The sequence below is a fragment of the Acidaminobacter sp. genome (assembly GCF_030247605.1).
Classification (GTDB): domain Bacteria; phylum Bacillota; class Clostridia; order Peptostreptococcales; family Acidaminobacteraceae; genus Acidaminobacter.
Genome location: NZ_JAOTSB010000002.1, coordinates 225,135 through 241,345, shown reverse-complemented (window position 1 = coordinate 241,345; position 16,211 = coordinate 225,135). Strand labels below are relative to the sequence as shown.

Annotated in this window: 11 protein-coding genes and 1 tRNA gene; 10 read left to right on the top strand and 2 right to left on the bottom strand. The window is 48.1% G+C overall.

The annotated features are described in order from the left end of the window. The first annotated feature begins 73 nt into the window (after window positions 1-73). The 7 genes from OEL90_RS01120 to OEL90_RS01090 all read left to right on the top strand — a co-directional run bounded on the left by OEL90_RS01120 (window position 74) and on the right by OEL90_RS01090 (window position 8,149). Window positions 74-592, top strand: coding sequence for a ComEA family DNA-binding protein (locus tag OEL90_RS01120; RefSeq protein ID WP_291401129.1), 519 nt, complete (start codon window positions 74-76; stop codon window positions 590-592). 134 nt (window positions 593-726) lie between these two features. Next, a complete protein-coding gene (gene selD / locus OEL90_RS01115) occupies window positions 727-1,767 on the top strand; it encodes a selenide, water dikinase SelD (RefSeq protein WP_291401131.1) in 1,041 nt (346 codons plus the stop codon). Window positions 1,768-1,813: 46 nt separating this feature from the next. Continuing rightward, on the top strand, window positions 1,814-3,208 hold the full coding sequence (gene selA / locus OEL90_RS01110; protein ID WP_291401133.1) for an L-seryl-tRNA(Sec) selenium transferase: 1,395 nt from the start codon (window positions 1,814-1,816) through the stop codon (window positions 3,206-3,208). Between the two features lie 12 nt (window positions 3,209-3,220). After that, window positions 3,221-5,128 carry a selenocysteine-specific translation elongation factor gene (selB, locus tag OEL90_RS01105; protein ID WP_291401135.1) on the top strand — a complete coding sequence of 636 codons (1,908 nt, stop codon included), beginning with the start codon at window positions 3,221-3,223 and terminating at the stop codon, window positions 5,126-5,128. A gap of 33 nt (window positions 5,129-5,161) precedes the next feature. Next, the gene (locus OEL90_RS01100; RefSeq protein WP_291401136.1) at window positions 5,162-5,851 is read left to right on the top strand and encodes a response regulator transcription factor; all 690 of its coding nucleotides are present in this window, start codon (window positions 5,162-5,164) and stop codon (window positions 5,849-5,851) included. A 61-nt stretch (window positions 5,852-5,912) separates the two neighbouring features. After that, window positions 5,913-7,277, top strand: coding sequence for a sensor histidine kinase (locus OEL90_RS01095; RefSeq protein WP_291401137.1), 1,365 nt, complete (start codon window positions 5,913-5,915; stop codon window positions 7,275-7,277). After that, on the top strand, window positions 7,274-8,149 hold the full coding sequence (locus OEL90_RS01090; protein WP_291401138.1) for a GerMN domain-containing protein: 876 nt from the start codon (window positions 7,274-7,276) through the stop codon (window positions 8,147-8,149). The genes OEL90_RS01095 and OEL90_RS01090 overlap by 4 nt, the downstream gene beginning before the upstream one ends. 128 nt (window positions 8,150-8,277) lie before the next feature. On the opposite strand, the gene OEL90_RS01085 is transcribed toward OEL90_RS01090, so the two are convergent. Together OEL90_RS01085 and plsY are read right to left on the bottom strand one after the other, a co-directional pair. Next, window positions 8,278-8,374: transfer RNA gene (locus OEL90_RS01085), tRNA-Sec, on the bottom strand. Between the two features lie 53 nt (window positions 8,375-8,427). Beyond that, window positions 8,428-9,057, bottom strand: coding sequence for a glycerol-3-phosphate 1-O-acyltransferase PlsY (plsY, locus tag OEL90_RS01080; RefSeq protein WP_291401141.1), 630 nt, complete (start codon window positions 9,055-9,057; stop codon window positions 8,428-8,430). A gap of 210 nt (window positions 9,058-9,267) precedes the next feature. Between plsY and OEL90_RS01075 the strand changes: the two genes are divergently transcribed. The 3 genes from OEL90_RS01075 to OEL90_RS01065 all read left to right on the top strand — a co-directional run bounded on the left by OEL90_RS01075 (window position 9,268) and on the right by OEL90_RS01065 (window position 16,196). Then, window positions 9,268-10,194: a DUF523 domain-containing protein gene (locus OEL90_RS01075; protein WP_291401143.1), complete on the top strand. Its 927-nt coding sequence runs from the start codon at window positions 9,268-9,270 to the stop codon at window positions 10,192-10,194. 122 nt (window positions 10,195-10,316) lie between these two features. Beyond that, on the top strand, window positions 10,317-11,723 hold the full coding sequence (locus OEL90_RS01070; protein WP_291401144.1) for a cryptochrome/photolyase family protein: 1,407 nt from the start codon (window positions 10,317-10,319) through the stop codon (window positions 11,721-11,723). A gap of 216 nt (window positions 11,724-11,939) precedes the next feature. Continuing rightward, window positions 11,940-16,196 carry a 2-hydroxyacyl-CoA dehydratase gene (locus OEL90_RS01065; protein WP_300686723.1) on the top strand — a complete coding sequence of 1,419 codons (4,257 nt, stop codon included), beginning with the start codon at window positions 11,940-11,942 and terminating at the stop codon, window positions 16,194-16,196. Window positions 16,197-16,211: the final 15 nt, after the last annotated feature.

Genomic DNA, 16,211 nt, shown 5'->3' with positions numbered 1-16,211 from the left:
AAAAAGTATTATAACATGGATTTGCTCATAGAAAAATAACAAAATATACCATATAAAGAAAATGGAGGGTTAAATGAGATCGATCACAGGTTTATTTTTATTGACTGTCCTTGCGGTACCTGCAGCAGTTTACCAGATCGGAGAGCTGACTTCCTTTGAACTGAAATCTCTGGCGGCCGACACAACTGCCAATAGTGTCACTGAGACCACTAAGGACGGGGTTATAGGCTTCTCAGAGAGACATGATCCTTCGAGGTTAACCCTCCAACCAATAAATAATCAGCAAGAAATGGAGGCTGAGAAGAATTACGTCCGGGGTGAACAAAAAGTTGAAAAATTAAGCCCGTTGGAATCTGCTGACAAGAACAACTTGGCACTAACGCCGCTTCAGAGAATTAATACAATGTCTTTGGAGACATGGATGGAGATCAAAGGTATTGGCCAGGTCACCGCTGAAAGGATCCTCAAGTTCAAAAATGAAAATAAGGGTTTTGCATCACTGGATACACTGCTTGAAGTCAAAGGGATTGGACCATCAAAATATGCGGCGATTCTGGAATGGCTTGAGCGACAAAATGAAACACCGGATTGACTCTGCTTTTGGTTTGGTTCAATTGTCTATTATGGTCAGACAACTTGAATACATCGAGAAATTGAATGTGTATTGTAGCCGTTAGTTTGATATAATTAACAGGATAACGCAATAAATGACTGGAGGTGGCTGCCATGGAAGCCAAACGTTTAACACAACTCAGCAACAGCTCTGGCTGAGCGGCCAAAATTGGGCCGGAAACCCTGGCACAAGTTTTGTGCCATTTACCAAAATTCGAAAGCGACCGCCTGCTTGTCGGTCTTGATACGTCAGATGACGCTGCTGTTTACAAGTTGAATGAGGAAACGGCATTAATTCAGACACTTGATTTTTTCACACCAATAGTGGATGATCCCTATCAATTTGGTCAGATCGCGGCTGCAAATGCGCTCAGTGATGTCTACGCCATGGGCGGCGTACCGCTGATCGCGCTAAATATCGTGGCCTTCCCCAATTGTCTGCCTATTGAAGTGCTCGGTGAGATCCTTCGAGGTGGTGCAGATAAGGTTAAAGAAGCAGGTGCTTTACTTGTAGGGGGACACTCCATAGAGGACAACGAGCCCAAATACGGCCTGTCTGTGACTGGGACTGTCCATCCTGAAAAGGTACTCGCCAATTCTACAGCCAAACCTGGAGATGTTCTCATACTGACCAAACCTGTTGGATTGGGGATATTAAATACATGCATTAAGGAAGAATTGCTGGATCAGTATTTGGTGGAAGAGGCCATCCGTGTCATGGCGAATCTCAACAAAGTCGCTGCAGAATTGATGATTGAGACAGGTGCAAATGCCTGTACGGATATTACCGGATTTGGATTGATAGGTCATGCGCTTGAAATGGCGGAGGGCAGCAAAGTCAGTATTGAACTTGACAGCCATATTGTCCCCGTCATGGAAGGTGCTCTTGAAAATGCCCGAATGGGTCTTGTTCCGGCGGGTACCTACAAAAATAGGGACTATGCCGGCAAACGAGTCAGGATTGATCCTACCATTTCAGAAGCTATGATAGACGTGCTTTTTGACCCTCAGACCTCAGGCGGACTTTTAATATCTCTGGAGCCTGAACGCGCTCAAATTTTGGAAACTCTGTACGGCGAAAAGCTTCAAACGGCCTTTGCAAGAGTAGGCAGGGTTACAGAACGTCAAGACGTCGCACTCATTGTCCGACCGTAAGTTATTGAGAAAATTGGCCGACCGGGCCATAGTTGAGGTGTCTGTTGTGAGAAAGAATTTATTGCGTGCAATTCCGAAAGTGGATGAACTTATAGCGAACGAGCAGGTTCAAGAGCTGCTTGAGTTTGTGCCTCGCAATCTGGTACTGGAGGTAATCCGGGAGGCTCTGTCAGAGCTCAGACAATTGCTTGTCAGCGTCGAGGAAGATGCGCTGCCGGAGAGTCTGGATTTGTCTGCTCTGATTAAAACCATATCAGAGGAAGTAGACAAGCGAAATGGCTATCATTTAAAACGCGTCATCAACGCCACAGGGGTTGTCATTCATACCAACCTTGGAAGATCCCTGCTGGCCCCTTCTATTGCTCAGCACTTAACAGAGGTGAGCTGCTATTACTCTACTCTGGAATACGATCTGGAGACCGGGAAACGCGGCACGCGCTATTCACATGTCGAGTCGCTGCTGTGCGAACTGACTGGTGCGGAGGCGGCTCTCGTCGTCAACAATAACGCAGCTGCCGTCATGCTGGTGCTGTCGACATTATGTGCCGGCAAAGAAGTTGTAGTATCCAGAGGACAGCTTGTCGAGATTGGCGGGGCCTTTAGAGTTCCAGATGTCATGAGGGCCAGCGGGGCTGAACTGATTGAAGTCGGGACAACCAACAAGACCCATCTGAGAGATTATGCCGCAGCCATTGGAGAGCGAACGGCAGCGGTATTAAAAGTGCATACCAGCAATTACAGAATTCTCGGATTTACTAGTGAAGTTGAGATGGAGGCACTTTCCGGTTTATGTCACGAAAAGAACATCCCGCTGATCGAAGATCTTGGAAGCGGTTCATTGATCGATTTTTCACAATTTGGGTTGATGAAAGAGCCTACCGTCATAGAAAGTATGAGCGCTGGCGCGGATGTAGTAACCTTCAGCGGTGATAAAATGCTCGGAGGTCCACAAGCAGGCATTATTCTCGGGCGAAAGAACTGGATTGACGCCATGAAGAAAAACCAATTGACCAGAGCTTTGCGCGTGGATAAAATGACACTCTGCGCGTTGGAAGCGACATTAAAACTTTATAGAGATCCGGAAGCTGTCCGCCGTGAAATTCCTACTGTTCGCATGCTGACGGAACAGCAGGCAGATATTTTACCAAGAGCAACTGAATTGCAGATGCAGATTGAAGCGCTGGGAACAGCCTATGAGGCGGCCTTGTATGAAACCGCCAGTGAAGTGGGCGGTGGTTCGCTGCCCCTTGAAAAGCTCCCAACCTGGGCTGTTTCTGTCAAGCATGCAGAACAGTCCACCCAGCGGCTGACTGAGGCGCTAAGGGCCAGACGTCTGCCGATTGTTGCACGTGTTACGGAGGATCGATTGATCTTCGATCTCAGAACCGTTCAAGTCGGCGAGGCAGAAGAAATTGTTAGGGCGCTTCGAGAGCTGATGTAAAGGAGAATCATAATGGCACATGTCATCATAGGCACCGCCGGTCATATTGACCATGGGAAAACGAGTCTGATCAGAGCTTTGACAGGTATTGAAACAGACCGTTTTGAAGAAGAAAAGAGAAGAGGCATCACTATAGATCTTGGTTTCGCCTATTTTGACCTGCCAAGTGGCCGCCGCGCAGGCATCGTGGATGTGCCGGGCCATGAGCGATTTATACGCAACATGCTGGCAGGTGCCAGCGGCGTGGATTTGGTCCTGCTCGTTATTTCCGCGGAAGAAGGTGTGATGCCGCAGACTCAGGAGCATTTGGACATCCTGTCCTTACTGGATGTCAAAAAAGGTATTGTTGTTTTGACCAAATCAGATCTTGTGGATCCGGATTGGCTTGATATGGTCCGGGAGGAAATCAGAGAGAAACTGAAGGGCAGTTTTCTGGAAAAGGCGCCTATGATGAGCGTCTCATCAGTTACCCGTCAAGGGCTGCCCGAATTGGTTGACTTGATTGATCAGATGCTTGAGCAGATAGAACCAAAAAAAATTCAGGAAACCTTGAGGCTGCCTATTGATCGCGTGTTTACCATGACCGGATTTGGCACGGTGGTCACTGGAACTCTGGTAGAGGGTATTCTCAAGGAAGGAGATCCGGTCGAAATTTATCCTAACGGAAAAATGAGCCGGGTTCGAATGATTCAGGTGCATGGTGAAGCTGTCAAGGAAGCTTTTGCAGGACAACGTGTCGCTGTGAATCTGGCGGGGCTGACCAAGGCGGAAATTCACAGAGGTGATGTGCTGGCTAAGCCGGGCAGCCTTAGAACAACTCACATCATTGACGCAGCAATGAAGCTGCTGGAATCAACAGAGCGCACTGTTCATCACTGGATGCGCGTGAGACTGTATCAGGGGACTAAGGAAGTCTTGTGCAGAGTGGCTCTCCTCGACAGAGAAGTGTTGAATCCCGGAGAATCGTGCTTTGTTCAGCTGCACCTCGAGGAAGAAGTTGCATTTAAGTATGGCGATCATGTGGTGATCAGATTCTATTCCCCGCTGGAGACTATCGGCGGGGGCATTATTTTGGATCCTAACGCGCACAGGCACAAGCGATTCAAAGAGGAAGTCCTGGATCAGCTGGCGCTGAGGAGTCTTGGGGACAGCCGCCAGATTATTTCGGACCTCATTTTCAGAGAAAGCGCTTTGTGTCCGGATATGGCGGGGCTGACAGTCTCATCTGGCCTGCCGCCCGCGGAGGTGGCCTCATTAATCGAAACGCTGCTGAGTGAGGCAGAGATCCTTCAAGTGGGGGATTCTAAATTCGTTCACGCTGCGTTTATCGAAGAACGTGGAGAGGCGCTGATACGATTATTGAACGAGTACCACCTGAAAAATCCGCTTAGAGCCGGGATTTCCAAGGAAGAAATTCGAAGCAAGCTTTTTGCCGGCATGAAAGGCCGCTTGTTTGATGACATCTTGAATCTTTATCTTCAAAAAGAGATGATCAAGGTCAATGGAAGTACGGTTATGCTGACAGGCTTTGAAATTGAACTTTCGGGTGCGCAAAATGCCAAAGCTGAAGCGCTGCTCAGACTCTATAAAGAAAGTGGCTATAATGTGCCAAATTTACCGGACGCCCTTGCGCAGTGTCAGTTCAACAATAAGGACAAGGATTTGGTAGAACTGATCTTTGAACAAGGCAAGTTGGTGAAAATCAATGATGCGATTGTACTGGAACGCGCGTATTTTGACGAGGCCAAAGATCGCCTGGAGTCACATTTTAAAAGTAATGAAACGTTGAATTTAGGCGATTTCAGGGATTTGCTGCAAACATCGAGAAAAGTTGCCGTTCCGCTGCTTGAATATTTTGATGCGAACAGAATTACGGTTCGGGATGGCGATGTGCGTCGTCTGCGCAGGACAAACGGGTAGAGATCATGAATACCAAAACGGGGATGGTGGCATATGGACGAAAAATTACTGGTCGTGGATGATGAGCCAATTCTTTTGAAAGGTTTGAAATTCAGCCTTGAACAGGATGGTTACCAGGTGGAAGTAGCCGTAGATGGAAACGAAGCCTATGATAAGATTTTGGAGAACGACTACGATCTGATCGTGCTTGATCTGATGCTTCCAGGCATAGATGGACTCGAAGTTTGTAAACGCGTCAGAGAGACTTCCATGGTGCCTATCATAATGTTGACAGCGAAGGGCGAAGATTCAAGCAAGGTTTTGGGACTTGAGTACGGCGCAGATGATTATCTGACAAAGCCATTCAATATTCTTGAACTTAAGGCGAGAATCAGGGCGATCCTTCGCCGCGCCAGCTTTGCAGATCAAAATGTTACGACGAGCCAGCTGAATGTCGGGGATTTCAGCATTAATACCCTGGGCAGAAAAGTGTCCATTCAAGGCAGAGAGATTAATCTGACTGCCAAGGAATTCGATCTGCTGCTGTTGTTAATCCTTCAAAGGGATAAAATTTTCTCGAGAGAAGAGCTCCTCGAAAAAATTTGGGGCTATGAGTACTTCGGGGATGTTCGTACGGTGGATGTTCATATTAGAAGACTCAGAGAGAAGATCGAGGACAATTCCTCTGCACCTCGTTATATTATGACGAAATGGGGAGTCGGCTATTATTTTAACGAAGACTAGACGCTTTATCAGCATCCGGTGGAAGCTCGTCTTCACTTACCTGATTCTGATGTTCATAACTATGCTTCTGGCCATTTCCTTCATTGGGAGCACACTCCGGACCACCTATATACGCGACAGGAACATTAGTCTGCTGACACAAGTGAACATTCTGTCCAACCAAATAACACCAAATTTCTATGGCATACAATTGGAAAATACCCGTACTTACTTGCAGGATCTGATCAAGGGCTATAGTCTCGACATCAATGCGAGAATTTTGCTTCTGGATAATAATGGAACGGTTTTGATTGACTCTTATGACGCCATGCTGGGTCAAAATTTTAATGCCTTGACCGAGGTTAAATCAGCGCTGGAAGGTTACGATTCAAATCAAGTCTATAGTCTGCCAAGTGGTGAAAACGTCATGTATGTCGGTGTGCCAATCTCTGACCGGAATGAAGTGATGGGGGTTGTTCTGGCATCGTCGTCTATTGATGATTTGCTTCAAAATGTCAATTTGACACTCAAGCGCGTCGCGCTTCTGTCCGGCATTGGACTCCTGTTTACGGGAATGGTGGCGTTTCTGTTTGCCCAGGTCATTGCGTCGCCAATCGAAAAGATGATTCAATTGGTACGTTCATTTTCCAGGGGCAATTTTGGCGTCTCTATCAAAATTGAAGCCAACGACGAGATTGGGCAGCTGGCTGAATCGTTCAATGACATGGCATCAAAAATCAATCAGGTGGATGAGCAGCGCAGAAAATTTGTATCCAACGTCTCTCACGAACTGAGAACGCCGTTGACCTCAATGAAAATCATTTCTGAAACATTGCTGCATCAACCTTCCTGGGATGAAAGCGTGTATAGGGAATTTATGCAGGATATTGATGGCGAGGTATCCCGTCTCAACCGAATTGTGGACAGTTTGCTCTATCTGGTGGATCTCGAACGGGATGAGCTAGTGCTGGAAACTCAGATCACCTATCTGAATTATGTGGTTCAAAATGTGGTCAGAAATTTAAAGCCTCTGGCGGATCAAAAGCATATTCACATTGACGTTGAGGAACGGGATCGCCTGCAGTTTCACATGGACCAGGGGAAGATTCAGCAGTGTCTGATCAACCTTGTAAGTAATGCCATCAAATACACACCGGAGAATGGAAAAATCAGGATTTCTATTTACAGAGAAACCACCGATGCCTGCATTACAATTACAGATACGGGTATAGGCATTCCTGAAAAAGATCTCAGTCACATCTTTGACAGATTTTACAGGGTAGATAGAGCAAGGGCGAGAACGACTGGCGGAAGCGGTCTTGGCCTTTCTATTGCCAAGCAGATCGTGACGCTTCATGGTGGAGATATTCAGGTCTCAAGCGCCATCAATACCGGTTCAACCTTTACGGTTCGGCTTCCTATCAGGTATTCGGGGGTAGGCGCATGAAAAAAATAATGATTTTAACCCTGCTGATCTTTGCTGGTCTGGCTGGCGTCTTCAGCTTATATCAGTTTTTTTCCAACTCAGCTATTGCACAAACGGAATTGCCGCCTGAACTCGCTATTGACCCGAAACCGACAGACATGAAAGTCAGGGTAAACCTCTATTTTCCATTTGATAACAAACTGAGAATTGAGGAGCGCATTGTAACGGTGACACAAGAACGGCTTGAAGAGGCCATAGCAAAAGAGCTACAGAAAGGACCCAAAAATCTCGCCTATACCAATCTGTTCAGCGGAGAGGTTCGCATTTTGGATGTTCGCGTCAGCAACAACATTGCTTACGTTAATTTATCCGAAGCGTTTCTGGAACAAAGCTATGTTGGCAATGAGAAAAGCGAACTTTTTGTCTGGTCCATTGTCAACTCGTTCTCAGACGTTGATGAAGTCTACCGCGTCCAAATCTTGATTGAAGGCAGACGCAGGGATGTCCAGGTTGGGAACTCAAACCTTTATCAGCTGCTGACAAGGAATACTTCATTTATATATGAGGATCGCAGATATCCGTCCAACAGTGTTATAGAATTCATTGAAGCAGTGTCTGACCGCCGCTATGATCTGGCATATACCTATTTAACTGAGGAGAGTCAGGAAACTTATAACTACGAAGACTTCAAGTTGGCTGTAGAAAGCCATTTCGAGACCTTCAGCGGATTCAGGAGGACGATCCATTTTACACAGGGATTTTCGGATTCCTGGATTGTCTATGTCAAGTATGACAGCGCAGACAGAACAGACGAGGAAAACACCACCAGCAGATTTGACCTTTGGGAGGTCGTTCAAGTTGGTGAGGATTGGAAGATTATCTTTAATAAATAGACTGGCTCGCGGACGACTTTGACGAGCGGTTACAATAAAGCCTTGCTTTAATGAATAAAAAGAAGAGGAAGTCAGTGCGTTAGGCCTAAAGGCCAAGCACCGACTTCCTCTTCTTTTAAAAAAATTTTTGGCGGGAGTACGTGGGAATCGAACCCACCCGAGAAGCTCTGAACTCCTCACACTGGTTTTGAAGACCAGAGGACACACCAGCACCCATCTACTCCCAGGATAGGCACGAAATAAATTATATCACAGGGATCATATCCCGGCAAGGTTAATTATGGCTTTTTCTTCTTGCTTGTCATCTTGGACTCTTCGCCCTTCAGAAGCTTGCGAATGTTTGAATGATGTCTGAAGACGACCAAGATCCCCATCAAAAGAGAGGCAATTTGGTAAACCGGTGAAGGTTCAGTGAAATAGACCAGGATAGGGAATAAAACAGCCGAAATAATGGAAGCCAGTGACATGTAGCGTGATATAAAAAGAATGGTGAATTGAAGTGTGATTAAAATGATGCCGATCAAAGGCGCTGTGCCAAAGATCATACCTGCAGACGTTGCGACACCCTTGCCGCCCTTAAACTTAAGTGTGGCGGGGTAGCAGTGGCCAATGACAGCAAATAGTGATGCGACTGCGGCAGCTTCCTGGCCGGCGAGAGCGTTTCCGATTAATGCAGGAACAAGCCCTTTCAAGAAATCCCCTATAAAGGCGACGATACCAGCTTTTTTTCCGAGGACGCGGTAGACGTTTGTAGCGCCTGTATTGCCGCTGCCATAGTTTCGAATGTCGATATGCCCCATCATTTTGCTGGCAAGATAGGAGCAAGGTATGCAGCCGAACGCATAACCGAGTAATGCAAACCCTATGAGTGATATTCCCGATAGGGTAAATAGGCTTTCTGTAGCCATAGGACACCTCCTGACTCCGTCAATTTTAACACATTCAGCTCCTGTACTCCAGATGAAAATGTGAAGGAACACCATTATTATCCGGCAAAATTTAAGTTGGGATTCAGTGCTTCAAAGTAAGCAAGTGAATGAGGCAACAGGATTAGGGTATCATTATTTTATCCGGCGATCAGGCTGGATCTTCATTTAAAAGAGGGCGGGCGTGAGAATATGGAATTCATCATGGAGAGAAAATTAAGAATTGGCATCAGTGCCTGTATGTATGGTTCAAAAGTGCGTTACAACAACAAGGGCTGGGATATGCTGGAACCTCTTGGGAGAGAACGCAGCGATTTCATCTGGCACCCCGTTTGTCCGGAAGTGCTGGCGGGACTGGGTGTGCCAAGAGATGCCATCCGCATCTCCGGTCCTAGCGGAAGTGATGTTTGGACCCACCAGGCCAAAGTGGTTTCCTCAGGTGGGAAAGAAATCAGCAAAGCACTGATGAACAGCAGTGAATTTTGTATAAAGCTTCTGAAAGAGGCTAAAGTGGATGCGTTCATTTACATGGAAGGCAGTCCGTCCTGCGGGGTTTACAGAACCACACTCAGGGATAAACGATTGGGCAAGCCGCCGGGTGTGTTTGGTCACAAACTGCTCGAGGAAGCTTTTTTCCTGATTCCTGCAGCGGATCTGCAAAGTCCTCTGAGGTGGTGGGACTGGCGCAGGCGTCTGTATGCTTTTGCATGGTTGAAAGATGCTCCGCTGGAAAACAAAGCGGATTTATATGCGATCTGGCACAGAATGAAATTTGTATGCCAAGAGGTCGATCAGGTCAATGCGAGGGCATTCGGACACCAAATTGCGAAGTTGGAAGATTCACTATCCAAGGAGAGATTGGAAGGCCTTCGCTTTGATATTCTCATGATGCTGCGCAAGCCATCTACACCAGCCAGAATTAAGAACATGTTATGGAAAAACTATACCCATGTCCGTAAGAAACTTGGATATGACATTGAGGGAATTTTGAAGCCGGAGGATGAGCGTGGGATAACCAAACTGGCAGAGGAGTTAATTCTCATGGAGCGGATCGCTTATGAAAATGATGTTCTCATGGGAACGACGCCAATCAGCAATCGTGGCCGCAAAGGACGCTGATTGGATAACCGAGATTTGTTTTGACTTAAGTTGCAAGGTATTCAAGGAAAAGTGAAGGTGAAAGGGGGGAAGGCTGGTGCCGCTGTGAGCGTAAACTCATTGGAGGGTGTCGGCCTGACGCTTTGAAAGGATTACTTCTGCTTTACAGAGATTTTCGTTTGGAAGATCAAACCGCCCTTTTCAAGGCGCTTGAGGAAACTGATGAATTGGCGATTTTGTGGATCTATGATGAAAAGGAAGAAGGAATCCCGTGGGCGCTGAGGGCGACCAGTCATGGTTTGCGGACCAGGCTGACGGCGTTTTGGCATTTTAATGAGTTGCTGAAGACCATAGGCCATCAAGCGTTTCTGGTTGTGGGTACCTATAAAGAAGTGCTGGCGGCTCTGAGGCAGCAGGTGTATCCTTATGACGCCATCTATTTCAACCGTTTCTATGATCACGCAGGAAAAGCAATCGAGGCAGAAGCTGCAGCGACTGGCGCAAGGGTGTGCCCACACGAGGATATCATGATCTTTCGTCCCTCAGAGATTTTAAAAAAGGATGGGACCTCATATCAGATGTTTACGCCTTACTACAGACAATGGCTGGATCGGTTTATCCGTACTCCGGTTTCAGGTGAGAAACCCGAACTGCAGATTCGGGCAAAATCTGCCGGCGTGACGAGTGCGTCGTTGACTCATGTCTTGGAACCGGTGTCGGAAATTGATCTGGAACCTGAACATCCAGTTCTAAAGGGCGGGTACAGCCTCATGAAATCGAAGTGGCGCACTTTTCTGGAGGATCGCCTGATAAAGTATTCTGAACACCGCGATTTTCCGACGCTGCAGGGAACCTCCGGCATGTCGGTTTACCTCAATACAGGCATGCTCTCCCCCCGTCAATTTGTGTCTGAGCTCATTCAGTACCCGGGGCACGAACCTCTGCTCAGGCAGTATGTTTGGCGTGAGTTTTATATGCAGCTTTTAAGTCACCACCCTCATGTGCTGGATTCAGCTATGAGACCGGAATATGCCGGGGTACGCTGGGAAACGAACCCTGATTATTTTGAGGCATGGCGTCAGGGGCAAACCGGGGTGCCTATTGTGGATGCCGCAATGCGCTGTCTGAATCATGAAGGCAGGATGCATAACCGTTTGAGGATGGTGGCTGCCTCTTATCTCGTCAAAGATCTTCACGTCAATTGGCAGCTTGGGGAGCAGTACTTTTTCGAACAACTGGCAGACTCTGAACCAGCACTGAATAATGGCGGATGGCAGTGGAGCGCTTCAACCGGGACTGACGCCCAACCCTATTTCAGGGTATTCAACCCATGGCAGCAGTCCTTGCGTTATGATGAAGCCGCGACGTTCATGAAAATGTGGCTGCCTGAGGTTCGGAGCGCACCTGCGGCACTGTTTCACAAACCTGATGGTCTTGCGGTTTTTGGCTATCCCAGGGTGATTGCAGATCACGGGGCATCGGTGAGAATGACGAAAGCCCTCTATCAGGAGGCCAGGCAAGGGTATTTTAGTAATAAGGAAGATAAATAGCAGAGGAAGCACATGGAGATTACGACAATTGGGAATAATGCCAATTGTCGTAATCTCCATTTCGTTTCGCTGCAAACGCGCTGTATTGATGACAAACCAAAATTTTAAAGCCTGAAACACCTCCGGTGTTCACAAATTGTTTACATTTGAGTTGTTGCAAGGCTTCAGAGGACAGGATATAATTCATCTGAGTATTACCAATTAGAGGTGGATTATATGAACGCATTATGGATTGCGGGGCTAGACGTGGGATCAACGACCTGTAAGATGGTTGTGATGGATGAGAACCGTAAGATCCGATATCAAGAGTACAGACGCCACATGTCTGATATTAAAGGCACGGTTAAAACTATGGTCACTGAGGTGTTTGACACCTTTGGAGATCTGGAGTTAAAGTTCAAGGTCACGGGTTCCAGCGGATTGCTGATCAGTGACCTTCTTGGCATTCCCTTCGTTCAGGAAGTCATTGCCGGCACCAAAGCAATTGAGGTGCTGTATCCTAAGACGGACGTCGCAATTGAACTCGGCGGAGAAGACGCCAAAATTACTTATTTTGGCACATCCTTGGAACAGCGCATGAATGGCGTATGCGCCGGCGGAACCGGTGCCTTTGTAGATCAGATGGCCTCGCTGCTGAGTACGGATGCATCAGGCCTGAATGATTTGGCGAAAAAGTACAAGGTCATTTATCCTATAGCCTCACGTTGTGGCGTTTTTGCTAAAACGGACATACAGCCTTTGCTCAACGAAGGGACACCAAAGGAAGACATTGCGGTTTCGGTGCTTCAGGCGGTGGTCAACCAAACCATAAGCGGACTGGCGTGCGGCAAGCCTATCAGGGGGAATGTCGCTTTTCTTGGTGGCCCGCTCTATTTCCTTTCCGAACTTAGACGCCGGTTTGTGGAAACTCTGGGCCTTAAGCCTCACGAGATTATCTTTCCGGATCATGCCCATTATATGGTGGCTATTGGTGCCGCTTTGGAAGCGGAAGCGGTTGAATCGACGCTGCATATGGGCGCGTTGATTAATAAACTCCCGGAATTCGAAATGAAGGACGAGGAGCAGATCCCTGAACTTGAGCCTTTATTTAAAGACACTTCGGACCTCGAAGCCTTTAGGGCGAGACACAGACAGGCTACCGTGGAAAGAGCCGACCTCAGCGCAGCCAGAGGACCAATTTTCCTTGGCATTGACGCCGGATCCACCACGACAAAAGTCGTTGCAATAGATGACGATCACAGGCTTCTGTTCACACATTATGGTTCAAATGGCGGCAGCCCTCTTAAATCCACCATCAGCGCACTTAAAACCCTTTACAGCAAGATGCCGGCAGCTGCCTATATAGGCGCTGCCACCGTCACGGGCTATGGAGAGCACCTGATTCGAGAAGCAATCAGGGTGGACCATGGCGAGATCGAAACTGTGGCACATTATAAAGCAGCGGATCATTTTCTGCCAGGGGTTCAGTTTGTCATTGACATAGGCGGACAGGATATGAAAAGCATGCGGATCAAAGATGGCTTTATTGAGAGCATCATGCTGAACGAGGCTTGTTCTTCGGGCTGCGGTTCGTTCATTGAAACTTTCGCAGGCTCTTTGGGACATCCTGTAACCGAGTTTTCTGTCGCAGGCATGCAAGCCTCTCATCCGGTGGACCTTGGGACACGCTGCACGGTCTTCATGAACTCCAGAGTCAAGCAGGCTCAAAAAGAGGGTGCAAGCGTGGGTGATATCTCGGCGGGCATTTCCTATTCCGTCGTCAAAAACGCGCTTTATAAAGTGATCCGTCTCAGAAATCCGGAAGAGATGGGTGAGAAAGTTGTCGTTCAAGGTGGTACCTTCTACAACGAAGCGGTACTAAGAGCCTTTGAAAGAATTGTGGGCAGAGAGGTTATTCGTCCAGATATCAGCGGAATGATGGGCGCTTTTGGTGCGGCGCTGATCAGCGCAAGGAATTATATTCCCGAAACGGTCTCCTCGCTTCTGCCACTTGAGAAACTGGAGAACTTTACCTTCAAAACATCTACAGCGCGCTGCCAGACCTGCGGCAACCATTGCCTTCTCACTATAAATCAGTTTGAAGGCGGCAACCGCTTTGTCTCCGGCAACCGCTGCGAGAGAGGCCTTGGCGAACACAAGAAACTTCAAGCGCCGCCGAATATTTATCAGTATAAATATGACCGAGTGTTTGATTATAAATCGCTTCCGGCTGAGTCTGCGGTTAGGGGAACCATCGGCATACCCAGAGTATTGAATATGTATGAGGACTACCCATTTTGGCACACCTTCTTCACGAAGCTTGGCTTCCGGGTGGTCATCTCCGGGCGTTCCTCACATGATTTGTTCCAAAAGGGCATGGAGACCATACCTTCTGAGTCTGTGTGTTATCCGGCGAAGCTGGTTCACGGCCACATTGCCGACTTGATCAATAAGGGTGTGGATCATATCTTCTATCCGTCGATTCCTTACGATATCAAGGAAGTAGACGCAGCGGAGAATCACTTCAATTGTCCTATTGTCACCTCATATCCTGAGACCATTCGCGTCAACATGGATGAGATTCGGCAAAATAAAATCCATTACATGAATCCGTTCCTGCCGTTAAATGATGAAGCCAGGCTGAAGAAGATTATGGCGCCGTATATGGCCAAACAGTTTTCTTTAAAGAGCGGGGAGGTCCACAAGGCGATCGGCGCGGCTTATGAAGCGCTTGGGGCGTACAAGGCAGACGTCCGCGCGATGGGTGAGGAAATCCTGGCCTACCTCAAGTCCACAGGGACAAAAGGGGTTGTTCTCGCCGGGCGGCCATATCACATTGACCCGGAGGTCAACCACGGTATTCCAAACGTGTTTGCCAATTATGGCCTCGCAGTGCTTTCTGAGGACGCAATAGCCCATCTCCACGAGGGAGACCGGACGCTGCGGGTGCTGGATCAGTGGCGCTATCACAGCCGTCTCTACAATGCCGCTCACTTCGTGGCAGGGCAGAAGAATCTTGAACTCGTTCAGCTCAATTCCTTTGGGTGCGGTCTGGATGCGGTAACGACAGATCAGGTTCAGGAGATTCTCAAACGTCACGACAAACTGTATACGTTGATCAAAATTGATGAAATAAACAATCTGGGTGCGGCGCGTATCCGGATTCGCTCGCTGCTGGCGGTTATGAAGGAGCGGGATAAGGTCGATTACGAGCCAAAGCTGCTTTACGCCGCAGATGAAAAAATGCCGTTTACCAAAGAAATGAGGGCGACTCACACAATTTTAGCACCTCAGATGTCACCGATTCACTTTGACATGATGGAGCACGCCTTTGCGCGTCATGGCTACAAACTGGAGATTTTGCCTTCGGTGGATACCGAAGCGATCAATGAGGGTCTGAAGTACGTCCACAATGACGCCTGTTATCCGTCCATTCTCACTATTGGTCAGATCATGTCTGCGTTGAAATCCGGGCGTTACGACCTTGCAAAGACCGCGGTGATCATCTCTCAAACCGGTGGCGGGTGCCGGGCTTCGAACTACATTGGCTTTATCCGAAAAGCCCTGAAGGATGCGGACATGTCCCACATTCCGGTCATTTCACTAAACTTTGGCGGCCTCGAAAAGTCAGAAGGTTTCAAGATGACGCTGCCGCTGATCCGGCGCCTGATTCTGGGCATGCTGTACGGAGACGTGCTCAGCCGCGTGCTTTACAGAGTCCGGCCTTACGAGAAGGTCAAGGGCTCGGCGAACGCGCTCTATCAGAAATGGTCCAAAATTTGCAGTCAAAATGTTGAGGACGGTCGCCTGTCGACCTTCAAAAAAAATGTCACTCAGCTGGTCCGGGAATTCGATACGCTGGAAATTGTCGACACGCCTAAGCCGCGGGTTGGCATAGTTGGCGAAATTCTCGTCAAGTACCACCCGACTGCCAACAACAACATTATTGAGTTTCTGGAAACAGAAGGCGCAGAGGTTGTAGTTCCGGACCTCGCGGACTTCTTCCTCTACAGCAGCTACAACAACGTCATCAAGCACAATCTGCTGGCGGCCTCCTATTTCAAGAAGATGGCGGGTAATATTGCCGTCCAGTACATTGAGTCTTTCAGAGGTGTCATCAAGGACGCACTCAACACGAGCAAGCGCTTTGAAGCGCCTAAATCCATCCTGCACAAGGCAAAGGGCGCCTCGCGAATTTTGTCCCTGGGTCATCAGACCGGGGAAGGCTGGTTCCTGACAGCGGAAATGGTGGAACTCCTTGAGTCCGACGTTTCGAATATAGCTTGTCTGCAGCCGTTCGCCTGCCTCCCGAATCACATTACGGGCAAGGGCATGATCCGGGAGCTGAAGCTCAACTTCCCGAACGCGAATATCGCTGCGATCGACTATGATCCCGGCGCCAGTGAAGTCAACCAGATCAACCGCCTGAAGCTCATGCTGGCCAACGCGAAGAAGAATTTGGAAGCTGCCGCTAAGGCTGCCACCAAAGAGTAATAAAGACATTTTGCC

What these genes read in the sequence shown, in the direction of transcription:
- OEL90_RS01100 (WP_291401136.1), top strand. Translation starts at nt 5,162, where the DNA reads ATGGACGAAAAATTACTGGTCGTGGATGATGAGCCAATTCTTTTGAAA.
- selB (WP_291401135.1), top strand. Translation starts at nt 3,221, where the DNA reads ATGGCACATGTCATCATAGGCACCGCCGGTCATATTGACCATGGGAAA.
- OEL90_RS01075 (WP_291401143.1), top strand. Translation starts at nt 9,268, where the DNA reads ATGGAATTCATCATGGAGAGAAAATTAAGAATTGGCATCAGTGCCTGT.
- OEL90_RS01065 (WP_300686723.1), top strand. Translation starts at nt 11,940, where the DNA reads ATGAACGCATTATGGATTGCGGGGCTAGACGTGGGATCAACGACCTGT.
- OEL90_RS01090 (WP_291401138.1), top strand. Translation starts at nt 7,274, where the DNA reads ATGAAAAAAATAATGATTTTAACCCTGCTGATCTTTGCTGGTCTGGCT.
- OEL90_RS01095 (WP_291401137.1), top strand. Translation starts at nt 5,913, where the DNA reads ATGCTTCTGGCCATTTCCTTCATTGGGAGCACACTCCGGACCACCTAT.
- plsY (WP_291401141.1), bottom strand. Translation starts at nt 9,057, where the DNA reads ATGGCTACAGAAAGCCTATTTACCCTATCGGGAATATCACTCATAGGG.
- OEL90_RS01120 (WP_291401129.1), top strand. Translation starts at nt 74, where the DNA reads ATGAGATCGATCACAGGTTTATTTTTATTGACTGTCCTTGCGGTACCT.